We start from the raw sequence: 21565 nt of genomic DNA, 5'->3' as shown, positions 1-21565 counted from the left end.
GGTCATGCCTCGCTTTCGCTGAAGACCTCGTCGCGGCGCTGGCGGATCTGCGGCAGGAAGACCAGCACGAGCACGGCAAGCGCCGCAAGCAGCAGCCCGGCGCTGATCGGACGCGTCACGAAGGTCATCGGGTCCCCCCGCGACAGGATCATCGCCCGGCGCAGGTTCTCCTCCAGCAGCGGCCCCAGCACGAAGCCCAGAAGCAGCGGCGCCGGCTCGCAGCGCAGCTTGGACATGACGTAGCCGAGCAGCCCGAAGAAGGCGACGGCATAAAGGTCGAACGTGTTCGAGGCGACCGAATAGACCCCGATCGAGCACATCGCCATGATGATCGGGAACAGCACGGAATACGGCACCGTCAGCAGCTTCACCCAGAGGCCGATCAGCGGCAGGTTCAGCACCACCAGCATCAGATTGCCGATCCACATGCTGACGATGATGCCCCAGAACAGCGCCGGCTGATCGGTGACCACCTTCGGGCCCGGCACGATGCCCTGGATGATCATGGCGCCGACCATCAGCGCCATCACCGGATTGGCCGGAATGCCGAGCGTCAGCAGCGGGATGAAGCTCGTCTGCGCGCCGGCATTGTTGGCGCTCTCCGGTCCCGCCACGCCAGCGATCGCGCCGCGGCCGAATTCCTGGGGCGTTTTCGACAGCTTCTTCTCGACCGTATAGGAGGCGAACGAGGCCAGGATCGCCCCGCCCCCCGGCAGGATGCCGAGAACCGAGCCCACGCCCGTGCCGCGCAGCACCGGGCCGATCATGGCGCGGAACTCGTCGCGCGTCGGCATCAGGCGCTCGATCTTGCGGGTGATGACGTCGCGCTCGCGCTCATCCTCGAGATTGCGCAGGATCTCCGCGATGCCGAAAACCCCGACGGCGAGCGCCACGAAGTTGAGCCCGTCGGCATATTGCGTGATCCCCATCGTGAAGCGCGGCGTGCCGGTGTAGATGTCGGTGCCGACCATGCCGAGCAGCAGGCCCAGCACGACCATCGCCAGCGCCTTCAGGACGGGGCCGTGGGCGAGCGCCACCGACATCACGAGACCGAGCACCATCAGCGAGAAATAGTCCGCCGCCCCGAACTTCAGCGCCACGGCCGTCAGCGGCGGCGCGAAGATCGCCACCAGGAAGGTCGAGACCGTGCCGGCAAAGAACGACCCGAGAGCCGCCGTCGCCAGCGCCGCGCCGGCCTTGCCCTTCCGCGCCATCTGGTAGCCGTCGATCGCGGTCACCGCCGATGAGCTTTCGCCGGGCATGTTGATCAGGATCGCCGTGGTCGAGCCGCCATACTGCGCGCCGTAGTAGATCCCGGCCAGCATGATGAGCGAGCTGACCGGCTCAAGCTGGAAGGTGATCGGCAGCAGCATGGCGATGGTCGCGGTGGCGCCGATGCCCGGCAGCACGCCGACCAGTGTGCCGAGAAGCACGCCGCACAGGCAAAAGAACAGGTTGGCGAGCGATGAGGCAACGCTGAGACCGAGGGCAAGATTGTTCAACAGATCCATGAAGTGCCCCTCAGAACTGGGCCCAGGAGAACGGGATCCACGGGCCAATTCGCCGGAAAGGCAGGCTGAGGCCGTAGCTGAACATCAGCGTCGACAGCGCGGTCACCACCACCGCAAGGACCAACGCGGGCACGGGCCGCATCTTGACCGAGGCCTGCGAAGCGATCAGCGTCGTGACGAACAATGCAGGCACGAACCCCAGGCCGCGCACCGTGAGGCCGAAAAAGATCGGCGCGGGCAGGATGAACAGCATCCCGCGCCAGGCGATCGAGCCGAAAGGCTCGCCTGCGCGGCCGAAGGATTTCACGAAGACGAGCAGCCCGAGCAGGAACAGAAGCCCGGACAGCACCACGGGGAAATACCCCGGCCCCATCCGGACCGCGGTGCCAAATTGCAGCTCCGTCGCCTGCCAGCCGAAAAACGCGGCCGCCGCCATCAGCAGGATGCCTGTGACGAGATCCGTATTGTCTCTGGGTTTTGTGGACATGCGCTCTGTCGCCTCCCGATGCGCCCCGCCGCACTTGCCGGTCTGACGCGTTGTCCGCGCGCGAACCGGCAGGGCGGCGGGGCATTGCGGATCAGTCGGCGTAAACGCCCGCGGCCTCGATCACCGGCCTCCAGCGCTCGATCTCGGCCTCGAGCTTGGCCTTCAACGCCTCGGGCGTCACGTCCTCGGCCGGCGAGGGGGCCGTTCCGAGATCCGCCAGCGCCTTGCCCAGCCGCTCATCCGCGAGCGCGAATTGCAGCGCCCGCGACAGACGCACGTTCACCTCGGCGGGCGTGCCTTTGGGCGTATAGACGCCGTGCCAGATCGTGACTTCGAGCGCCTTGAGGCCGCTTTCCGCGGCGGTCGGCAGGTCGGGGAACAGAGCGAGCCGCTCCGGCGTGGTCACCGCATAGGCCTTGACCGTGCCGCCCTGGATCTGCTGCGTCGTATTGGTGGTCTGGTCGCACATGATATCGACCTGCCCGCCGAGCAGATCGGTCATGGCCGGCCCCGTGCCCTTGTAGGGCACCGTCACCAGCGGCACGTCCAGCGACTGCATCAGCAGCATGCCGCACAGATGCGAGGCCGAGCCGATCCCCGCATTGGCCAGGGTCAGCGAATCCGCATTGGCCTTGACGTGGTCGATGAAGCCCTTGAAGTCGTCCGGCGGGAAATCCTGCTTGGCCACGACCACCATCGGCACCTCGGTCACGAGGCCCACATACTCGAACGCCTGCAGCGTATCGTAGGCGAGGTTGCGATAGAGGGTGGCCGACGTTGCCATGCCGATATGGTGCAGCAGCACCGTATAGCCATCGGGTTCGGCTTTCGCGACCTGACCCGCGCCGAGCGTGCCGCCCGCGCCGCCGACGTTCTCGACGATGACCTGACGGCCGAGATCGACCGACATGCGTTCCGCCACCAGACGCGCCACGGTATCCGTCGGCCCGCCCGCCGAGAAGGGCACGACCATTGTGATGGGACGTTGCGGGAAATCCTGAGCAAAGGCGGGCGCGCTCAGCATTGCGACGGCGCACAAGGCGCCGATGAGCCTGGAAACAACCATGATTCCTCCCCATTTCCGGCTTGATGGCGCATATGTTTCCAAATGCGCGGCCGATATCGATAGGAGAAAGATTGCGGTCGCCCGGCGCCTTCGCCAGATGCAATCGGCATCCCCGACCCTGCTTTAGTGCCCCGAAGCATAAAAATGGGTGGAAACGGGGACAAGATGAGTTTGAAATGGGTGAATATCCACCCATTTAACGTCGTCAGGATGTCTCGCCATCGGCGGCATCCACAAGCAGGCGACGGTCGAGTCTGTATTTGCGCATCTTCTCGTAGAGCGTCTTGCGCGAGATTCCCAGCGTCTCGTAGACCGCCCTCAGCCTGCCACCATGGGCGGCGATTGCCCCCGCAATCAGGCTGCGCTCGAATTCGGCGACGCGTTCGGGCAGGCGCGCACCCTGTGCGCCGCCGGCATAGGGGTCCTCCAATCCGAGCACGAGACGCTCGGCCAGATTGCGCAGCTGGCGGACATTGCCGGGCCAGTCCTGGGCGGCAAGCCCCGAGAGATAAGCGGGCGGCACCTCGCGCTCGGCCAGCTTGTGACGGGCGGCGGATTCGCGGACGAGCTGCAGGAACAGCAGCGGGATGTCCTCGCGGCGCGCGGACAGCGGCGGGACGTGCAGGACGGCCACGTTCAGCCGCCAGAACAGGTCCTCACGGAATTGCCCGGTGGCGACGAGGGTCGCCAGATCGACCTTGCTGGTCGCGACGAAGCGCACGTCGAGCGGCACGGGATCGTTCGAGCCGAGACGCGTGATGAGGCGCTCCTGCAACACCCGCAGCAGCTTGGCCTGCAGCTCCGGGGGCATCGAGCCGATCTCGTCCAGAAGCACCGTGCCGCCGCGGGCATGTTCGAACTTGCCGTAGCGCGCCCGCAGCGCCCCGGCAAAGGCCCCGGCCTCATGACCGAACAGCTCGCTTTCGATCAGGGCTTCGGGCAGGGCCGCACAATTGATCGCGACGAAGGGCCGCCCCGAACGGGCCGAGATGTCGTGCAGCGTTCGCGCCACGACCTCCTTGCCCGCGCCCGTGGGTCCGATGATCAGCGCATCCGCGTCCGAGGCGCCGATGGCGCGCAGGCGATGGCGCAAGTCGACCATGGCCTGCGTGCGCCCCGGCAGCCGCGCCTCGACGTCGTCGCGCTTGCCGGCGACGGCGCGCAGGCGGCGGTTCTCCAGCACCAGCGCGCGGTGGCCGACCGCGCGGCGGATGACATTGGCCAATTCCTGCACGACGAAGGGTTTCTCGATGAAGTCATAGGCGCGCCGGCGGATCGCCTCGACGGCAAGCTGGACCTCGGCATGCCCGGCCACCAGGATAACCGGAATGTCCGGATCGACCTCGTGCAGCCGCCCGAGAAGCGTCATGCCGTCCACGTCCGGCATGTGCAGCTCGGTGATCACCACTCCCGCGAAACCGGGGCCCGCAAGCGCCAGCGCCTCCTCGCCGGAGCCCAGCGCCTCGACGGCGAAGCCCGCCATTTCGAGTGCCTGCGCGGTCGAGCGGCGCAACGGCTCATCGTCGTCGATCAGGAGAACACGCTCGATCATCGTGCCGCCCCATCCCCTCGTTCCGCGCGCAGGCGATGCGGCTATGGCTGTCGTGCTGACCCAGGCGCTCATCAAGCCCAGCCGTCGGCCCGCGGCCAAGATTCGCTCCCGGCCGTCGAAACCGGCCATGCTCGTAGCATTGTAATGGGCTGATTTTGCCGCGCAACTCCCGTTTTCAGGACCGGACGGGCAGCGGCCACGTCATCCCGGCGGGTTGCGGTCCGCCATGACGCAGAGCAGTTCGAACAGCAGCGTCGCACCGGTCAGCGCGGTGACGCCGGAGGGATCGAGGGGGGGCGAGACCTCGACCAGATCCGCGCCGATGATGTCGAGGCCGGCGAGGGAGCGGACCATGGCCTGCGCCTCCCGCGTGGTCACACCGCCGATCTCGGGAGTGCCCGTGCCCGGGGCGAACGACGGATCGAGCACGTCGATATCGAACGAGACATAGGTCGGCGCGTCGCCGACGATGCGCCGCGCCTCGGCCATGACATCCGCCACGCCGCGCGCCATGAACTCCTCGATGAAGATGATCCTGATACCGGCATCGCGGGCGAAATCGTAGTTTCCCGCCTCCGAGATCGCCCCCCGCACGCCGATCTGCACCATGCGCGCGGGATCGAGCAGCCCTTCCTCGACGGCGCGGCGAAACGGCGTGCCGTGATTGTAGCGGTTGCCGAAGAAACTGTCGTACGTGTCTGAATGGGCGTCGAAATGAATGAGGCCCGACGGTTCCCTGACGATGCCGCGCAGGATGGGCAGCGTGACCAGATGGTCGCCGCCGACCGCGAGCGGTCTTGCCCCGGCCTCACGGATGGCGGTGAAAAACGCCGTTATCGTGTCCAGCGCGCCGTGCAGATCGAGCGGACTCACTGCCACGTCGCCGCAGTCGCCAACGCGCGCGCTGTCGAACGGAGAACGCCCGGTGACATGATGGGCACGCCGGACAAGGCTCGACTGGTTGCGGATTTCGCGCGGCCCGTGGCGCGCGCCGGTGCGGTTGGTGGTGCCGCCGTCGAAGGGAATGCCGATCAGGGCGATATCGACCTCGGCGGGACGCGCCATCGGCAGGCGCATGAAGGTCGCGGGTCCGGCGAAGCGCGGCACGCTTCCGGAATCGAGTGGCTGAAAATCGGCAATGCTCATCGCGCTGTCTCCTTCATGCGATCGGGTCGCGGGCCCGAATGGGCCGTCGACGATTCATGCTGTCCGCCCTCTCGCGATCCCGGTGTGGTGGGCGGTGCGCCAGGCATCCTTCCGCCCTGCCCGTTCCGCCGCGAGGCAGAACAGGGCCTCCGCCAGCAGGCGGCCGGCCAGGACGCTGGTCGTGCCGCTGGCGGAATCGAAGTCCGGCGATACCTCCACCAGATCGAAGCCGGCAAAGCCGTCCCTCGCCGCAATCCTGACGCCGCGGATGATCTCGCGGGCGGTCAGCCCACCTGCTTCGGGACTGTTCGTGGCCGGCGCGAACGCGGGGTCGACGCCGTCGATATCGAGGCTGATGTAGAGACGCGCACCGTCCCTGCCTGCGATCCGGCGCGCGTGCTCGGCAACGGTTTCGATGCCCAGGCGTTCGACCTCCTCCATCGAGAACACGGTGATGCCGAGGGTGCGATAGAGCGAGGTCCATTCCGGCAGGTTGCGCGGTCCGCGCGCGCCGATCACGACGATGCGGCGGGGATCCACCTTGTCGAGCTCGGCGATGCGCAGCAGGGGCGAGGCACGGGTGAGACGGTCTCCGGCGAAGGATTCGCTGAGATCGAGGTGGGTATCGAAGACGATCAGCCCGAGGGGCGTATCGCCGGCTGCCGCCACGGCACGCACGGCCGGATAGCTGATGCCGTGATCGCCGCCGATCGTCAGCGGGATCGCTCCGCCGGCCAACACGGACGCCAGCCGCGACTCGAGGCGGGCGTAGCTCGCGGCGTTGTCGCCCGGAACGACGTCGATATCGCCGATGTCGGCGACGGACACGTGCGCCGACAGGTCGAGGTCCCAGTCGAGACTGTAGGTGCCGTAGAGAAGGGAATACTTGCGAATTTCCTGGGGAGCGCGCCGCGTCGCGCCGCCGCGAAAGGTCGCGATCCCGTCGAAGGGCATCCCGACCACGACCGCGTCGGCAGCAAGCCCGGCGAGATCGGCCACGTACGGGAAGGCCATGAAGGGCGGCACGTCGCCATAGATGCGGGGAACGCCTGCGGGGCTCAGAGCCTCTCTCATGATGTCATCCTGCACTTCAGTTCGAAAGCAGACGGTGAAGGGGCGATATCCGGCACGCCGGCACGCCGGCACGGGTCATGCGTCCGAGATCTGGTAGCCGCCGGCGGCGGCCGGCGGCGCCGGATCCGCCTGGAACAGCATGTTGCGCTGCCGCCAGGTATCGAGGAACTCCCGCAGGCGGGCGCTCTGCGGCTGCATGAAGAGCGTCGATGGCTTGCCCTGCTCGATGATCCTGCCCTGGTCCATGAAGACGACACGGTCGGCGACCTGGGCGGCGAAGCCCATCTCGTGGGTCACCACCACCATGGTGATCCCCGCAACCGCCAGTTGCTTCATGGTGTCGAGAACCTCGCCGACGAGTTGCGGATCGAGCGCCGAGGTGGGTTCGTCGAACAGGATCACGTGCGGCCCCATCGCCAGCGCGCGGGCAATGCCGACACGCTGCTGCTGGCCGCCGGAGAGCTGCGAGGGATAACGGCCGGCGAAATCGCCAAGGCCGACCCGCGCCAGCGCGTTCTGCCCGATTTCCCGCGCCTTCGCGTCCGGAACGCGCTTGGACAGGCGCAGCCCCAGCGTCACGTTGTCGAGGGCCGTCATGTGCGGCCACAGGTTGAAGTGCTGAAAGACCATGCCGACGTTGCGGCGCACGTCGTCGATGTTGCGCTCGCTGTCGCGGACCATGCCCGCAGCGCTCTTCCTGTAGCCGAGCAGCCGGCCCTCGATCTCGATTTCGCCGCTGGTGTACTCCTCGAGGAAGCTCATGCACCTCAGCAACGTGCTCTTGCCCGACCCCGACGGCCCGATGATGCAGACGACCTCCGACGGGTCGATGTCGAGCGTGATGCCCGACAAGGCGGTAAACGTACCGAATTCCTTCGTCAGATTCCGTACCTTGATGACGGGCGTGGTGTTTTCAGTGGCCATCGCTTTCATCCTGCGCTGTAGGACCGCCTCTAGAATCGAACGCGCCGCTCGACAAACTTGCCGAGTTGCGCGACCGCCTCCACCAGCAGCCAGTAAAGCAGGGCAGCGGCGAGGTAGGGCTCGATGACGGCATAGGTTTCGTTGACGAACTGGGTCGTGTTCTTGGTCAATTCTGCAACGGTGATGATGGAGAGCACCGCCGATTCCTTGACGAGAATGATGATCTGATTGACCGTCGGCGGCGTGATCATGACCAGCATTTGCGGCAGCTTGATATGGCGGACGATCTGCAGGCCCGTGAGCCCCGCCATGCGGGCCGCCTCGATCTGGCCATTCGGGATCGACTGGAAGCCGGAGCGGAAGATTTCCGCGAAATAGGCGGCGCTGTAGAAGCCGAGACCGAGGACACCCACGGTCGCGGCCTCCATCCGCAGGCCGATGCCCGGTCCGCCGTAGTAGAGCACGAACAGGAGGATCAGGATCGGCAGGCCGCGCATGACTTCGATATAGCCGCGGACGGCCCAGCGCAGCGGCGCGACGGTCGTTCCCCCGAGGCAGGCGAGCACCAGCCCGACCGCCAGCCCGAGAATGCTGGCGAGCGCGCAGATCCAGGCGGTCGTCGCCAGACCGGCCAGCATGAGCGGTCCGTATTGCAGCCACAGGTCGAGGAGCCTCGTCATGTCTCAGGCCCTCCCCGCCATCCGCTGCTCCGCCACGCGGCCCGCCAGTGAGAGAAACAGATTGATGACGATGTAGATCATGGCGGCGGCGGTGTAGATCTCGAACGGCCGATAGGTCGCCGCCACGATCTGCTGGCTCACCCGCATCAGCTCCGTCACCGCGATGACGGAAACCAGCGAGGAATTTTTCAGGATGCTGATGGTCTCGTTGACCAGCGACGGGATGACGAGGCGGAAGATCTGCGGCACGAGAATGTGCCGGCGCGCGGCCCATTTGCGGATTCCCACCATGCGCGCCGCCTCCATCTGCCCCGGAGGAATGGCCAGAAGTCCGCCGCGGAAGATCTCCGCCTGAAAGGCGATCGTATTCAGCGTGAGCGCGACGATCGCCGCCAGTATCGGCGCGACGTTGATGCCGATCAGCGGCAGCAGATAAAAGATGATCAGCAGTTGCACGAGGATGGGCGTCCCGCGCCAGGCGCTCTGATAGAGACGACACAGACGACGCAGCCACCCCCTCGATGAGGTCACGCCGAAGCACAGCAGGAGACCGAACGGCATGCCGAGGACGATCGCAACCCCGGACACCAGGATCGTCATGCCCGCTCCCTGAAGCATGAACGGCAGATTGTCCCATATGAGGGCGGCCATGGCCATCTCGCTTGATCTTGTGGAACCGGCTCCGGGCCGGAAACCGGAAGGGCTTGCCTCGCGAGGCGGGCAAAGCCGCGCGGCCTCGCCCACCAGCGTCGCGGGACGAAAGCGGTGTCCGCCGCTTCCTCAGCTCTGCGGGTCCGGCAGGGCGTCGGTCGGCAGTTCCATGGTGAAGCCGAACCACTTCTCCTGAAGCTTCGCCACCGTTCCATCGGCGGCGAGCTTGCGGAACTGCTCATCGACGAGATCGGCGAGCGCCTTGCTGTCCTCGTCCTTGCGGAACGCCCAACTGAAATAGGTCGGCGCGCCGAACGTCGCGCGCGCGGCCTCGAACACGTCTCCCCTCTGGGTCTGGAGATAGAGCAGATTGGGCAGCGAGTTCACGACCGCGTCGGTGCGCCCCGCGGCCAGATCGGCGTAGGCTTCGTTGAAATCGACGTAGGTCTGGATGTTGGCGATCGGCGCGAGCCCCTTCGCCTTGAGCTCCTCCGAAAGGGCTTGCGTTCCCAGCAGCTGGGCCGAGCCCGCCTGCGTGCCGACCCTCTTGCCGCTCAGGTCCTCCGGCTTTTCGAGGGAGGTGTCGCCCTTGCGCTTGACGAAGGAAAAGGTGGCGTCGGCAATGGGCAGCGACAGGCGGTAGGTGTCGAAACGCTGCTTGTTCACGGTGATGGCCGTGATGATGGCGTCGAACTTGTCGGTCTGGAGCCCGGGCAGCAGGCCCTGGAACGGCAGGTCGAGCTGCGTCACCTTCACATCGGGCAACGCTTTCATGACCTCCGTGAACAGGTCCACGCCGTAGCCGACGATCTTGCCGTTGTCGACGAACTCGAACGGAGGATAGCGGGCTTCCGAGCCGATGGTGATCTCACCCTTCTCCTTGATCCTGTCCAGAAGATCAGCGGCAATGGCGCCGCCCGCCGCGACAGTCGAGAACGACGCGGTCAACACCATCACCATGGTTAACTTCAGAGCGGAGCGCATGACATTCTTCCTTTCATTGTTCCCATCTGTTTTTGATATTTGATATTCCGAGTCCGCTGCATCCGTGAACGCGGATTTCTTCTCTCTCCCGTCAGTCCCGCATGGGATCTTTTCCGCCGCCCGGTCCGGCCGGAAAAAGCACCCGCCGACCGAAGCACGTCAGCACGTCTCGCAGATGCAGGATGTCAGGATTGACGCTTTGATAAATATGGAAGGAATAGACTATACATCGAAATTTATGATATATGAGCATTTGCGATATCGTTCAGCAATGTGAGTGCTCGGGAGGCAGCCTTGCGTTTGTCGGCTTCCGATATACGGGCGCTGAGGGTCTTTCGTTCAGTGGTGGAGCACGGCGGGTTCACGGGCGCCCAGCTCGCGCTTTCCATGAGCCAGTCGACGATCAGCTTCCAGATCAACGCGCTGGAGGAACGGCTCGGGTTCTCGCTGTGTCAGCGCGGCCGGCGCGGGTTCGAGCTCACGGACCGCGGCAGCGCCGTCTACGAATACTCGCATTCACTGACATCGGCGCTGTCGGCGTTCGAGCGGCAACTGGGCGAGCTGCGGTCCCGGGCGACCGGCGTGCTGCGCGTCGGCATCGTCGATGCGACCGCGACCGATCCGGTGCTCGGCATCGACGACGTCATTCACCAGTTCATCGGCAAGGCCAGCGAGGTCGAGTTGCGGATCACGATCGGCACGCCCGAGCAGCTGGTCGCCGATATCGCCAAGGGAGGCATCGATTTCGCGATCTCCCCGCGCATCAAATCACTGCCGGGCTATACGCAGGTCGTCTTCCACCACGAGCTGAACTCGCTGTATTGCGGCAGCCGGCATCCGCTGTTCGGCAGGAAGCTTGTGACCAAGGCGGATGTGGAGGCCTCACGTGTCGTGGTGCGGCCCTATGCGAACAAGAACGAATTGCGGCATATTCCCAACGCCACGGTGGGCGCCAACGCCTCGAACATCGAGGCGCAGGCGATGTACATCCTGAGCGGTCATTTCCTCGGCTATCTGCCGGACCATCTGGCGGCCGTCTTCAGGGAGGCCGGCCGGCTGCGGCAACTCCTCGTTCCCGAGGCGCAAATCCGCTCGCCGTTCGTCGTCGTCGCGCCCAAGCACAAGAAAGCCTCGCTCGCGCAGCGGATCTTCGTGCAGGAGCTGCGCAAGCGGGCGGGGAGCAGCGGCACGGAATAGAGAGGTTCGCATTGATGTTGGAACAGCGCCTGCCGTGCAAGCCTCTCTAATTTTTATAGTTTTCCGCAGTTTGCGATTCAGGGTGATGCCGCGGCAAGCGTTCAGCCCCCGAGGACGGGCTCCTCGTCATCGATCCGGAAATGGGCGTCCGTCGGCACGCACGCCTCTCCGTTGATCGGGACAAGGTCTTGCGGACAGGCGGAAAACACGACGATCAGATCCATCTCCGCCCGCAGCGAGACGTAGGACCCCGGCCGCGACACCGGCGCCTCGAACGAAACGGAGCCGTCCGCGCCGAAGGGGATGTTCATGAACAGGTTCAGCGGCGACGGCGTTTCCGGCGGCGCGAGGCCGAGCGCCGCGAGGGCCGCCGCCAGATTGTCGGTGCAGTTGTCGTGGTGGCCGACGTGCCCGAGTTGCTCATAGCGATAGCGGTCGCAGGCGGCGATGAGCGTATCGTGCACGCCGCCCGAGGTGTCCTGCGTCAGGGTCAGCATGGGCCGCCGCCTGTTGCTTCGCATCGTGTCGCCGGCCACGGGATTGATCTTCAGAATGGCGCCGCGACTGTGTTCCACCGACATGAACTCGCCGATGTCGTCGGCGCAAAAGGCCCAGGTGTCCACGACCTGGCTGCCGTGGGTGTTGATGACGGTCACCACCTGCCCGCGCCCGACACGCGCCGCAACACCCTTGCGCGCCGGAATGAGCCGAACCGTTCCCGTGGGAGCATTCTCCTGCATCGTCCCCTCCCCGCCTGTCACGCCGTGGCGGCTCTTGCAACGAAAACATAGCCGAGGAAGTTCAGCAGCACCTGCGCGGCCAGAAAGCCGGTTATGCCCGAAGGGTCGTAGGCCGGCGCGACCTCGACGAGGTCGATGCCGACGACATCGCCCCGCCTTGCCAGACCTTGCAGGATTTCCATCACTTCATAATACAGGAAACCGCCGTGGCTCGGCGTCCCCGTGCCCGGCGCGATGGACGGATCGAAGCCGTCGATATCGATCGTCACGTAGTAGCGGGCGCCGGCCGGGATGCTTGCCAGCACCCCTTCGGCGCCGAGCCTGCGCGCCTGCCGGACGGACAGAATGGTGGAGCCGCGCCCACGGGCGTCCTCATAGCCCTCCCGGGCGGTTGAGGAGACGTTGCGGACGCCGATCTGGGTCAGGCCGCTGACATGGGCCTGTTCGGCCGCGCGGCGCATCGGATTGCCATGCCCCTCACGCACCCCGTGGCGCTCGTCGACGAAATCGAGATGAGCATCGATCTGGACGATGTGGATCGGCCCGTGGTCGCTGAAAGCTCTGACGCACGGAATGTTGACGGCATGGTCTCCGCCGAGGACCACGGGCAGCGCGCCCCTTTCGAGGATCTTCCTCACCGCCCTTTCGGTATTGGCATGGCTTGCGGCGGTGTCGGTATGCACGATATCCGCGTCGCCGATATCGACAATGCGGACCTCGTCCAGCGGCAGATAGACCGCGTCGTCCTCGTGGTCGTAGGCACCGGCATGGCCGAAGGAAAACAGCGTCGACGCCTCGCGGATCGCACGCGGACCGAACCGCGCGCCGGCGCGATACTGGGTGCCCATATCGAAAGGCACCCCGAGGACCGCGATGTCGGCGTCGATCTTGTCCCAGTCGAGACAGAGCGGACGCTTGCCGAACGTGCAAATCCCCACGAACGGCAGATCGAGCCGTCCGCCCTCATAGCCATGGTCAGACATCGGAATTCTTTCCTGTTCACATCGTTGCCGCCGGTTGGACCGGCTTGACTTGTTTCCTCCCGTATCAGAACAGCCTCGCACGCTGCGGCTACACCTATCCATAACGAACAATTGGCGTTTATATCGATCTTGCCGATGTATCGTACCTGGAGCCGGTCAGCGTCCTTGCCCCGGCTTCACCGCAGCTCCGGGTCCAGCGTATAGAGCTCGGTGGCATGGCCGACGCCGCGCAGCGCGTATCGGCCGACGGAGACGAAGGCGCGCTGATCGGAAGCCGGCAGGTTGGCGTAGAAGGCGGACGAGATCAGGTTGTCCCTGTCGACATGCCGGCACATCGTGACGATGCGGCTGACTTCGTTGACGGCGGGACCCACCACCGTGAAGTCGAGCCGCTCGCTGCTGCCGATGTTGCCGTAGAAGACCGTCCCGATATGCAGCCCGACATAGACGGCAATCGGCTCCTCGGCCCGCTCGCGGCGCTCGCGATTGACATGGACCAGCCTCGTGCGGAAATCCGTTTGCGCGTGCAGCGCCGCGCGACAGGACTCGACCGGGTCGTCGCCGTTGAAGATCGCCAGGATGCCGTCGCCGATGAGCTTCAGGACGTCGCCCCCGTTCCCGCGGATCGCCATGGTCGCCGCCTCGGCGTAGTCGTTCAGAAGCGAGATGATCTCCTGCGGCGCGATGCGCTCGCTCGTCGCCGTGTAGCTGCGCAGGTCGGAGAACCAGAGCACCGTCCTGATCTGGTCCGGCACGCCGCGGGTGATCGCGCCGTTCAGCACCCGGTCGCCCGCATCCCGGCCGAGATAGGCGTGGACGAGATTGCGGGTCGTCTGCGCCAGAGCGGCCGACTTGACGGCGAGCGCCAGCGTCGGAACGAGATCCTCCAACGCCTCGATATCGGCACCCGAAAACCCGGAAGGCCGCTTCGTCGCCCACTGGGAATAGACGCAGTCGAGTTCGCCGATGACATTGTCCTTCGAGAAGCGGTGAGCACTGGCGAGATAATCGGTATGGCCCGCCAGGCGGAGCTCGTCGAGCAGCGAAAAGCGGAACGCCGCATCCCGCTGCAGATGCCCGCGAAAATAGGTCTCGCCGCTTTCCAGCAACATATAGAAGGTGGAGTTGCGCCAGTTCTCCGCCGGCTCTCCGGAATCGGTGCGGCTATACTCGAATATCCGGCTTTCGCCGGCATCCTCGTCCCATCGAAAGCCCTTGCCCTCGAAGATCGGGTGGAGCGTATCCGCGAACACGATCCCGTGGCTCAGTTCCAGTCCCGCCGCACGGCACCTGATGCAGAATTCGCCGAGCAGCGTCGTCAGATCGAGGCCTTCGAGACCCTGCTGAACCAGCCAGACGTTGATGCTGCAAACATCGGATTCCTGCATATCCGCGCTCCGTCTGCATGAGCCGCCCGCCCGAACGCCTTCGGGCCCGCGCACAATAGTCTCGGCCGCGCAGGTTGATCCAGGGTTTTCTGCGCGCGGCATCCGGGGGCGCATCCGGGCGAGGAAGTCGCGATCTGCGGCGCGCTCCGCCGACGAAACCGGGAACGGAGCCGGTTGTGTGCGGCGAATAGTCGATGATAATAACGCACGGCATCAGGCAACCACGGATATGCGCACATGGCAGGCGAAACGCATGGCATCTATCTCCTGCCGATCATGGCTCTGCTCGGTTCAGCCATCGTCGCGGCCCCTCTGTTCCAGCGGCTCGGTCTGGGGTCGGTGCTCGGCTATCTGGCGGCGGGCCTCGCCATCGGGCCTTTCGGCGCCGGCCTCCTCAACGAGCCCGACCAGCTTCTGCAGATAGCCGAACTGGGCGTGGTGATGTTTCTCTTCATCATCGGGCTTGAAATGCGGCCGTCGCGCCTGTGGAACCTGCGCCACCAGATTTTCGGCCTCGGTCTCGTTCAGGTCGTCGTCTGCGCCGCGCTGCTCACGGGCGTCGGCGTGGCGGCGGGTTTTCCGGTCGCCGCCTCCTTCGTTTCCGGCGCGGGCTTCGTTCTCACCTCGACCGCCATCGTCATGCGGCTCCTGATTCTCTCGATGGCCGTCACGCCGCTCGTCATGGCCGACGTACCCGTGCTGGCGCGCGCCGGCGACCGCCGCCACGCGCTCGATCTCGTCCGCGCCGGTGCGGATTTCCAGATCCGGGAGACGTTCGAATCCGCCATCCAGCTCGGCCAGCAGGCCATCACCGTTCTGGGGGCCGAGCCGGAGGAAATCGTCGCGTTCACCGACCGCATCCGGGATCGCGATCAGCGGCGGCTCGACCTTGAACTCGAGGGCGAGGAAGCCGCCGCCCGCGTGCTGTTCAGCGGACGCGCCGACAGGGCCGGCATCGACCTGCCGGACATTTCGCTCCAGAAGCCGGATTGAGGTGCCAATTCTTGCTCCTCACCGGAGCGGCCCGGCGCCCCGCCGGTGCCGGGCCGCCCTCTGCGTCAGGCGCGGACGAACGCCAGAATGTCGGCGTTGACCAGGTCGGGATGGGTCGTGGCGACGCCGTGCGACAGGTTCTCGTAGACTTTCAGCGTGCCGTTCTTCAGCAGCTTGATCGCCTTGCGCGCCGAAATGTCGATCGGCACGATCTGATCGTCATCGCTGTGCAGGAGCAGCACCGGCACGTCGACGCTTTTCAGGTCCTCGGTGAAATCGGTCTCCGAGAACGCCTTGATGCCGTCGTAATGGGCCTTGGCGCCGCCCACGATGCCCTGCTGCCACCAGTTTCGGATGACACCTTCGGACGCCTGCGCGCCCGGCCGGTTGTAGCCGTAGAACGGACCGCTGGCGACATCGAGATAGAACTGGGCGCGATTGGCCGCGAGCTGGGCACGAAAACCGTCGAAGACCTCGATCGGCAGGCCGTCGGGATTGGTGTCGGTCTTCGCCATGAGCGGCGGCACCGCACCGATCAGCACCAGCTTCGCCACGCGGCCCTCGCCGTGGCGGGCCACATAGTGCAGTGCCTCGCCGCCGCCGGTGGAATGGCCGACGTGCACGGCGTTGCGCAGGTCGAGATGGGCGACGACCTCGGCGATGTCGGCGGCATAGTGATCCATGTCATGGCCGTCCGACACCTGGGCCGAGCGGCCATGTCCGCGCCGGTCATGGGCGACCACGCGGAAGCCCTCGGTGAGGAAGAACAGGAGCTGGGCGTCCCAATCGTCCGCGCTCAGCGGCCAGCCGTGGTGAAAGACGATCGGCTGCGCGTCCTTCGGGCCCCAGTCCTTGAAGAAAATATCGACGCCGTCCTTCGTGACAATGGTGGGCATGATGTTGGTTCCTTCATGTCGGGTTGCATGGTTTGAAACCGCGACCGGTGCGAACAGCTCTCCGGTCGCGCAACGACATCCGGCCGCACTGCCGAAGCCCGGCGCCGCTTGCGCATCGCACCGGGAAGGACGCACGCAGGCTGCTGTGCCGCCCTCCCGGCCTGAAAAACCTGATACGTCAACGGATGGATAGCGCAGCGGGGCCGTTTCCGGCCCGTGTCCGCTGCGCTATTGCACGGCCGGGGCGACACGCTCCCACAGGTCGTTGAAGGCGATGCTATCATAGAAGGCCGATGCCTTTGTGATCCTGCCGTCATGGATGTCGAGAAACCAGGCGTAGGTGTTGACGTAGGGTTTCCCGTCCCGCGCCGTGCCGGCGGCGTCGAAGAAGACGATGACTGTATCGCCCTCGGCGTAGATGTTGCGGATCGTCGGCTTCAGGCCGCCGGGCACGCGCGCGTTGAACGGCCGGATGACCTCGCTCAGGAAGGCCTCGCGGCTGCCGTATGCCTTCGACGCCAGCGAGTTGCCGGTGATGGTCCAGCTGGCGTCCTCGGCGAGCAGATCATAGGGCCCGCCGGTGCCGGCCGCCCATTCGGCGAATTTCGCTTCGACCAGGGCCTTGTTCCGCGCCTCGCGCTCCGGTGTAGTCTGTCCCAGGGCAACGTCTCCCATCGCTGCGGTGAAAAGAAGAACTGCGGCTGTGACGGTGCTTCTCGACATGGCTTGCTCCCTGAAGTCGTATCGTGGACGTCGCGCCGCGCCGGATGCGGCCGAAGCCTCCCGGCGCGGCGGCCATCATGACCGGGGAGCGGCCTCAGATCTGGTTCTCCCACGCGGCAAGCTGATGCTGCTTCAGCATATCCTCGATTTTCTGCCGCACCACGTTGCGGAACTTGCCCGTGTCGGCCGGCACGATCTCGATCATCCGGTCGATCATCTCCTGCGCGTCCATCTTGCCTTCGGGGGTGGCGAAGAAATCGTCGAAGCCCTTGCGCAGGTCCGCCCGCTTGGTGAAGTGCTTGTCGTCGTCCAGCCAGCGGAAGGGTTGTCCGCCATGGTCTCGTTATAGCCGGTGTAGTGAGCGCCGGGATTGATGGTCTGCACCTTGATGCCGCAGGCGGACAGCTCCTGCTGGAGCGCCTCGGCGATCGCCTCGATCGCATGCTTGGTGGAGACGTAGACGCCCCAGTTCGCCGGCGTGAAAAGGCCGCCCATCGAGGAGGTGAACACCACCTTCCCCTTCTTGCCCTCCGAGACCCAGCGGCGCAGCACGCCCTGCGTCAGCAGGAGCGGCAGGAACACGTTGACCTCGTAGTTCCGGCGCACCAGATCGATCGGGATCTCCCAGACCGGGCCGGCCTCGCCCATGCCGGCGTTGTTCCACAGCACGTCGAAATCCCATGCCTGCGCCTGGGCGGTGCGCTTTCCCTTCCACAGGAGCTTCAGCCGGCTGTCGAGCAGTTCGGCCGTCTCGCGCAGGCCGTGCGGCTTGACGCGGGCGGCCGCAAGCTCCAGCGCGATGCCGTCGACCTTGCGGCAGATCTCGGCGACGACCGGCGCGTCCGCGTCGCTCAGCTCTCCGGGATAGCCGCTCGCCACGGCCCGCTCGACGAAGAAAAGGCGGAAGGGACCCAACTCGCTGAAGGACGCCGATGGCGAGATCATGCTGCAACCTTCACGTATGCGCTGCCCGAAAAAGGGAAGGCGTATCGTGGACAACCCTGCCCGATGCACCGTCGGGGTCATCGCGGGTCATTGCTCCCCGCGCCGGGCGAACGGATGCGACAACCGTTCGCCTTCGCCGTCTTACGCCAGCCTGTAGCTTATGCATAGATGACCGGCGCACGCCATACACCAGCATGGCAGGGCAACCCGGCGCCCCGGAGGTTCATCCGACCTGCGGCCCGATCGCGGCGGAGAATGACATTTCCTCAAGCCCGACCGCGAACGTGCAAACCGATATGGCCGACGCGCCGGCTTCCTGCTGAATGACGGCAGGAAAGGAACAGGCAATGCGGCTGAAGGGAAAGTCGCCCCGCCGGGGGATCACGGGGCGGTGGCCAGGCGTTTGAACGCGCCCTGCGCCGTTGCGATCAGCCGGCCGTCCGCCGCCGCGACCTCGCCCGAGGCGAAGAAGATGCCACGGCCGCCGCCGACGACCCTGCCGCGGGCAACCACCTCGCCCGCGGCGACACCGTCGAGATAGCCGATGTTCAGGGTGAGCGTCAGCGCCCCGCCGACTGCGTCACTGCCGGCCTGCCGTGTCCCCGCGTAGCCGCAGGCGACATCCAGCATCGTGGCGATGACCCCGCCATGCAGCCGGCTCTGCCGGTTCAGGTGCCGTTCGTCTATGGTCAGCCCGAAGTCGGCTTCTCCCGGCTCCCACCGCAGCAGGCGCACGCCCAGATGCTGCAGAAGCGGATTGCGCAGCGTGTCGACCGCCGCCATCTCGATCTCTATCTCTGTATTGTCGTTGGTCATGTCGTCTCCTGCAGGCGGCACCATCTTCCGGTCCGTCTTCCTGTTGACGCGTGAGTCGTTGCGCGGAAGTGATATCCGTTTTTGGGGCTCATGCGCCAGAGCATGCCCGAGGGCGCGGAAACCGTCTCCGGCGTCGGCGCTCTAGCCGCTGCGGCCTCTCCCCGACATCACGGCGTTGCGCTGCCTCAGATGGCAGCCAGGACACACAGCTTGACAACGAATGCCCCCAGACCAGCGGACGGCGCCGGAGGACATCGGTTTATCCCCGCGTGTGCGGGGAACACACCTGGATCACGAGGTCGTAGAAGGTCCGGGGCGGTTCATCCCCGCGTATGCGGGGAACAGATCGCGGTGACCACAGGCGCCAAGCAGGCACTCGGTTCATCCCCGCGTGCGCGGGGAACAGCCCATTTGTACGCCGTTGTCTCGCAAAATATTCACGATGTCAAAGAAGCTGCCGGCGCCGGCGGGCACGTTCATGCCACGTCGAACTTGACGCCCTGGGCGAGCGGCAGGGTGCGGCCGTAGTTGATGGTGTTGGTGGCGCGGCGCATGTAGGCCTTCCAAGCATCCGAACCGGACTCGCGGCCGCCGCCCGTTTCCTTCTCGCCGCCGAAGGCACCGCCGATCTCCGCGCCCGAGGGGCCGATGTTCACGTTGGCGATGCCGCAATCGGACCCGCGCACCGAGAGAAACGTCTCCGCCTCGCGCAGATCGTTGGTGAAGATCGACGACGACAGCCCCTGCGGCACGGCATTGTGCAGGTCGAGCACGGCGTCGAAATCGCCGTAGCGGATGACGTAGAGGATCGGCGCGAACGTCTCCCTCTCCACCGGGCCGGTGTGGGCGGGAATTTCCACCAATGCCGGGCGCACGTAATAGGCATCGGGACCGAAGCCGGCGTCGACGCGCTCGCCGCCGGAGACCGAAGCGCCGCCCGCCCTCGCCTCTCCCAGCGCCGCCTGCATGGCCTCGAAGGCCGCCCCGTCGATCAGCGGACCGACGAGCGTGCCCTCCTCCAGCGGGTTGCCGACGGGTACGGACTCATAGGCCTTCTTCAGCCGCGGCACGAGGCTGTCGTAGATCCCGTCGTGCACGAACAGGCGGCGCAGGGTCGTGCAGCGCTGGCCCGCCGTGCCCATGGCGGCGAAGGCGACCCCGCGCAGCGTCAGGTCGAGATCGGCCGAGGGTGCGACGATCGCGGCATTGTTGCCGCCGAGCTCCAGGATCGAGCGGCCGAAGCGCGCCGCGACGCGGGGACCGACCGTGCGGCCCATCGCCGTCGAGCCCGTGGCCGAGACGAGCGGCACCAGCGGATGGTCCACCAGCACCTCGCCGACGTTGCGGCCGCCGATGAGCACGGCGGACAGCCCCTCGGGCGCGACGCCGCCCGCTTCCCCGAAGCGTTCGAGCGCGCGCGTGAGCAGCGCATCGGTGGCGAGCGCCGTCAGCGGCGTCTTCTCTGACGGCTTCCAGACGATGGCATTGCCGCAGACGAGCGCCAGCGCCGCGTTCCACGACCACACGGCCACGGGGAAGTTGAAGGCCGAGATGATGCCGGTGACGCCGAGCGGATGCCACGTCTCCATCATCCGGTGCTCCCCGCGCTCGGTGGCGATGGTGAGGCCGTAGAGCTGGCGCGACAGGCCGACCGCGAAGTCGCAGATGTCGATCATCTCCTGCACTTCGCCGAGCCCCTCGGAGGTGATCTTACCGACCTCGATGGAGACGAGGCGGCCGAGCGCCTGCTTGTGGGCGCGCAGTTCCTCGCCGAAGAGCCGCACGAGTTCGCCGCGCCCAGGCGCGGGCACGAGCCGCCACGCGCGGAACGCGGCATGCGCGCGGTCGATGGCGGCCTTCGCCTCCGCCGCGCCGACCTCCGGCACCGCAGCGACGGTCTCGCCGGTGATCGGCGAGCGGGCCTTGAGGGTACCCCCGGTGTAGCGGGCAGAGTCGACGCCGAGTTCCGCCAGCAGCGCCGGCACTTCCGCAGCGAAAGACGGGGATGGAGCGGATTGGGACGACATGGCAAGTTCCTTCTCTCTATCCAGTTCTAGACGGAGCGCGTGACGCCGCCGTCGACGCGGATGTTCTGGCCGGTGATGTAGGCGGCTCCCTCCGAGGCGAGGAAGGCGACGGTTGCGGCGATCTCGCCGGTGCCGCCGTAGCGCCCCAGCGGAATGCGCGCGCGTATTTCCTCCTTCTCCGGGAAGCTGTCGATGAAGCCGGGCAGGATGTTGTTCATCCGCACGTTGTCCCCGGCAAAACGGTCAGCGAACAGCTTGGCGTAGGACGCCAGGCCGGCGCGGAACACCGCCGAGGTGGGAAAGGCGGGGTCCGGCTCGAAAGCGGCGAAGCTGGAGATGTTGATGATGACGCCCGACCGCTGGCGCACCATCACCGGCGCGACGAGACGCACGGGGCGGACGACGCTGAGCAGATAGACGTCGAGACCGCGGTGCCAGTCCTCGTCGGTGAGGTCGAGAAGCGGCCCGCGCGGGCCGTGGCCCGCACTGTTGACCAGCACGTCGATACGCCCCCAGCGCGCCAGCGCCGCATCGACCAGGGCTTGCAGATCCGCCTCCGATTCGTTGGAGCCGGTCACGCCGATGCCGCCGAGTTCCCCGGCGAGCGCCTCGCCGCGGCCCGACGGCGAGAGGATGCCCACGTGATAGCCGTCGGCCGCGAGCCTGCGTGCCGCCGCCGCTCCCATGCCGCTGCCGCCGCCCGAAACGAGCGCCACCTTTCCCGCCGTCATCCTCTCCTCCATGGTATCGACCGGTTTTCGTCCATCCGGCGCAACACCGCC

General features: G+C 66.2%; 20 protein-coding genes and 1 pseudogene. 2 read left to right on the top strand and 19 right to left on the bottom strand.

What is annotated here, in order from left to right:
• Positions 1–2: 2 nt before the first annotated feature.
• From ACUSIJ_RS05690 to ACUSIJ_RS05645, 10 genes are all read right to left on the bottom strand, one after another.
• On the bottom strand, positions 3–1511 hold the full coding sequence (locus tag ACUSIJ_RS05690) for a tripartite tricarboxylate transporter permease (RefSeq protein WP_449307412.1): 1509 nt from the start codon (positions 1509–1511) through the stop codon (positions 3–5).
• 10 nt (positions 1512–1521) lie between these two features.
• Complete coding sequence (locus ACUSIJ_RS05685) at positions 1522–1998, bottom strand: tripartite tricarboxylate transporter TctB family protein (RefSeq protein WP_449307411.1); 477 nt, start codon at positions 1996–1998, stop codon at positions 1522–1524.
• Positions 1999–2089: 91 nt separating this feature from the next.
• The gene (locus ACUSIJ_RS05680; RefSeq protein WP_449307410.1) at positions 2090–3064 is read right to left on the bottom strand and encodes a tripartite tricarboxylate transporter substrate-binding protein; all 975 of its coding nucleotides are present in this window, start codon (positions 3062–3064) and stop codon (positions 2090–2092) included.
• Between the two features lie 205 nt (positions 3065–3269).
• Positions 3270–4616 carry a sigma-54-dependent transcriptional regulator gene (locus ACUSIJ_RS05675; RefSeq protein ID WP_449307409.1) on the bottom strand — a complete coding sequence of 449 codons (1347 nt, stop codon included), beginning with the start codon at positions 4614–4616 and terminating at the stop codon, positions 3270–3272.
• A gap of 201 nt (positions 4617–4817) precedes the next feature.
• The gene (gene speB / locus ACUSIJ_RS05670) at positions 4818–5762 is read right to left on the bottom strand and encodes an agmatinase (RefSeq protein WP_449307408.1); all 945 of its coding nucleotides are present in this window, start codon (positions 5760–5762) and stop codon (positions 4818–4820) included.
• Between the two features lie 54 nt (positions 5763–5816).
• Positions 5817–6836 (bottom strand): agmatinase family protein, encoded by a 1020-nt coding sequence (locus tag ACUSIJ_RS05665; RefSeq protein WP_449307407.1) that lies wholly within the window; start codon positions 6834–6836, stop codon positions 5817–5819.
• A gap of 75 nt (positions 6837–6911) precedes the next feature.
• Complete coding sequence (locus tag ACUSIJ_RS05660; protein WP_449307406.1) at positions 6912–7760, bottom strand: amino acid ABC transporter ATP-binding protein; 849 nt, start codon at positions 7758–7760, stop codon at positions 6912–6914.
• A gap of 29 nt (positions 7761–7789) precedes the next feature.
• Complete coding sequence (locus ACUSIJ_RS05655; protein ID WP_449307405.1) at positions 7790–8440, bottom strand: amino acid ABC transporter permease; 651 nt, start codon at positions 8438–8440, stop codon at positions 7790–7792.
• A gap of 3 nt (positions 8441–8443) precedes the next feature.
• Entirely contained in the window at positions 8444–9091 is a 648-nt protein-coding gene (locus tag ACUSIJ_RS05650; protein ID WP_449307404.1) for an amino acid ABC transporter permease, read from the bottom strand.
• Between the two features lie 129 nt (positions 9092–9220).
• Positions 9221–10075, bottom strand: a complete 855-nt coding sequence (locus tag ACUSIJ_RS05645; protein WP_449307403.1) for a transporter substrate-binding domain-containing protein — start codon at positions 10073–10075, stop codon at positions 9221–9223.
• 294 nt (positions 10076–10369) lie between these two features.
• Here ACUSIJ_RS05645 and ACUSIJ_RS05640 point away from each other — a divergent pair, with 294 nt between their 5' ends.
• A complete protein-coding gene (locus tag ACUSIJ_RS05640) occupies positions 10370–11272 on the top strand; it encodes a LysR family transcriptional regulator (RefSeq protein WP_449307402.1) in 903 nt (300 codons plus the stop codon).
• Positions 11273–11373: 101 nt separating this feature from the next.
• Here ACUSIJ_RS05640 and ACUSIJ_RS05635 read toward each other — a convergent pair whose 3' ends face one another.
• The 3 genes from ACUSIJ_RS05635 to ACUSIJ_RS05625 all read right to left on the bottom strand — a co-directional run bounded on the left by ACUSIJ_RS05635 (position 11374) and on the right by ACUSIJ_RS05625 (position 14383).
• On the bottom strand, positions 11374–12012 hold the full coding sequence (locus tag ACUSIJ_RS05635) for a DUF1989 domain-containing protein (RefSeq protein WP_449307401.1): 639 nt from the start codon (positions 12010–12012) through the stop codon (positions 11374–11376).
• A gap of 17 nt (positions 12013–12029) precedes the next feature.
• Complete coding sequence (gene speB / locus ACUSIJ_RS05630) at positions 12030–12995, bottom strand: agmatinase (RefSeq protein ID WP_449307400.1); 966 nt, start codon at positions 12993–12995, stop codon at positions 12030–12032.
• A 176-nt stretch (positions 12996–13171) separates the two neighbouring features.
• The gene (locus tag ACUSIJ_RS05625; RefSeq protein ID WP_449307399.1) at positions 13172–14383 is read right to left on the bottom strand and encodes an adenylate/guanylate cyclase domain-containing protein; all 1212 of its coding nucleotides are present in this window, start codon (positions 14381–14383) and stop codon (positions 13172–13174) included.
• Between the two features lie 237 nt (positions 14384–14620).
• On the opposite strand from ACUSIJ_RS05625, the pseudogene ACUSIJ_RS05620 reads away from it, so the two are divergent.
• Positions 14621–15034: pseudogene (locus ACUSIJ_RS05620) on the top strand (cation:proton antiporter domain-containing protein); the annotation flags it as partial.
• A gap of 407 nt (positions 15035–15441) precedes the next feature.
• On the opposite strand, the gene ACUSIJ_RS05615 reads toward ACUSIJ_RS05620, so the two are convergent.
• From ACUSIJ_RS05615 to ACUSIJ_RS05590, 6 genes are all read right to left on the bottom strand, one after another.
• On the bottom strand, positions 15442–16272 hold the full coding sequence (locus ACUSIJ_RS05615) for an alpha/beta fold hydrolase (RefSeq protein ID WP_449307398.1): 831 nt from the start codon (positions 16270–16272) through the stop codon (positions 15442–15444).
• 228 nt (positions 16273–16500) lie between these two features.
• Positions 16501–16947, bottom strand: coding sequence for a nuclear transport factor 2 family protein (locus ACUSIJ_RS05610; RefSeq protein ID WP_449307541.1), 447 nt, complete (start codon positions 16945–16947; stop codon positions 16501–16503).
• A 261-nt stretch (positions 16948–17208) separates the two neighbouring features.
• Positions 17209–17940, bottom strand: coding sequence for an SDR family NAD(P)-dependent oxidoreductase (locus ACUSIJ_RS05605; protein WP_449307397.1), 732 nt, complete (start codon positions 17938–17940; stop codon positions 17209–17211).
• 381 nt (positions 17941–18321) lie between these two features.
• The gene (locus ACUSIJ_RS05600) at positions 18322–18756 is read right to left on the bottom strand and encodes a PaaI family thioesterase (protein ID WP_449307396.1); all 435 of its coding nucleotides are present in this window, start codon (positions 18754–18756) and stop codon (positions 18322–18324) included.
• A gap of 476 nt (positions 18757–19232) precedes the next feature.
• The gene (amaB, locus tag ACUSIJ_RS05595) at positions 19233–20783 is read right to left on the bottom strand and encodes an L-piperidine-6-carboxylate dehydrogenase (protein WP_449307395.1); all 1551 of its coding nucleotides are present in this window, start codon (positions 20781–20783) and stop codon (positions 19233–19235) included.
• Positions 20784–20809: 26 nt separating this feature from the next.
• Positions 20810–21514 (bottom strand): SDR family oxidoreductase, encoded by a 705-nt coding sequence (locus ACUSIJ_RS05590; protein WP_449307394.1) that lies wholly within the window; start codon positions 21512–21514, stop codon positions 20810–20812.
• Between the last annotated feature and the right edge of the window lie 51 nt (positions 21515–21565).

The sequence above is a fragment of the Pseudochelatococcus sp. B33 genome (assembly GCF_053570585.1).
The sequence above is the reverse complement of the archived record's forward strand: the minus strand, read 5'-3'. Positions and strand labels throughout refer to the sequence as shown.

What these genes read in the sequence shown, in the direction of transcription:
- ACUSIJ_RS05690 (WP_449307412.1), bottom strand. Translation starts at nt 1,511, where the DNA reads ATGGATCTGTTGAACAATCTTGCCCTCGGTCTCAGCGTTGCCTCATCG.
- ACUSIJ_RS05685 (WP_449307411.1), bottom strand. Translation starts at nt 1,998, where the DNA reads ATGTCCACAAAACCCAGAGACAATACGGATCTCGTCACAGGCATCCTG.
- ACUSIJ_RS05680 (WP_449307410.1), bottom strand. Translation starts at nt 3,064, where the DNA reads ATGGTTGTTTCCAGGCTCATCGGCGCCTTGTGCGCCGTCGCAATGCTG.
- ACUSIJ_RS05675 (WP_449307409.1), bottom strand. Translation starts at nt 4,616, where the DNA reads ATGATCGAGCGTGTTCTCCTGATCGACGACGATGAGCCGTTGCGCCGC.
- speB (WP_449307408.1), bottom strand. Translation starts at nt 5,762, where the DNA reads ATGAGCATTGCCGATTTTCAGCCACTCGATTCCGGAAGCGTGCCGCGC.
- ACUSIJ_RS05665 (WP_449307407.1), bottom strand. Translation starts at nt 6,836, where the DNA reads ATGAGAGAGGCTCTGAGCCCCGCAGGCGTTCCCCGCATCTATGGCGAC.
- ACUSIJ_RS05660 (WP_449307406.1), bottom strand. Translation starts at nt 7,760, where the DNA reads ATGGCCACTGAAAACACCACGCCCGTCATCAAGGTACGGAATCTGACG.
- ACUSIJ_RS05655 (WP_449307405.1), bottom strand. Translation starts at nt 8,440, where the DNA reads ATGACGAGGCTCCTCGACCTGTGGCTGCAATACGGACCGCTCATGCTG.
- ACUSIJ_RS05650 (WP_449307404.1), bottom strand. Translation starts at nt 9,091, where the DNA reads ATGGCCGCCCTCATATGGGACAATCTGCCGTTCATGCTTCAGGGAGCG.
- ACUSIJ_RS05645 (WP_449307403.1), bottom strand. Translation starts at nt 10,075, where the DNA reads ATGCGCTCCGCTCTGAAGTTAACCATGGTGATGGTGTTGACCGCGTCG.
- ACUSIJ_RS05635 (WP_449307401.1), bottom strand. Translation starts at nt 12,012, where the DNA reads ATGCAGGAGAATGCTCCCACGGGAACGGTTCGGCTCATTCCGGCGCGC.
- speB (WP_449307400.1), bottom strand. Translation starts at nt 12,995, where the DNA reads ATGTCTGACCATGGCTATGAGGGCGGACGGCTCGATCTGCCGTTCGTG.
- ACUSIJ_RS05625 (WP_449307399.1), bottom strand. Translation starts at nt 14,383, where the DNA reads ATGCAGGAATCCGATGTTTGCAGCATCAACGTCTGGCTGGTTCAGCAG.
- ACUSIJ_RS05615 (WP_449307398.1), bottom strand. Translation starts at nt 16,272, where the DNA reads ATGCCCACCATTGTCACGAAGGACGGCGTCGATATTTTCTTCAAGGAC.
- ACUSIJ_RS05610 (WP_449307541.1), bottom strand. Translation starts at nt 16,947, where the DNA reads ATGGGAGACGTTGCCCTGGGACAGACTACACCGGAGCGCGAGGCGCGG.
- ACUSIJ_RS05605 (WP_449307397.1), bottom strand. Translation starts at nt 17,940, where the DNA reads ATGATCTCGCCATCGGCGTCCTTCAGCGAGTTGGGTCCCTTCCGCCTT.
- ACUSIJ_RS05600 (WP_449307396.1), bottom strand. Translation starts at nt 18,756, where the DNA reads ATGACCAACGACAATACAGAGATAGAGATCGAGATGGCGGCGGTCGAC.
- amaB (WP_449307395.1), bottom strand. Translation starts at nt 20,783, where the DNA reads ATGTCGTCCCAATCCGCTCCATCCCCGTCTTTCGCTGCGGAAGTGCCG.
- ACUSIJ_RS05590 (WP_449307394.1), bottom strand. Translation starts at nt 21,514, where the DNA reads ATGACGGCGGGAAAGGTGGCGCTCGTTTCGGGCGGCGGCAGCGGCATG.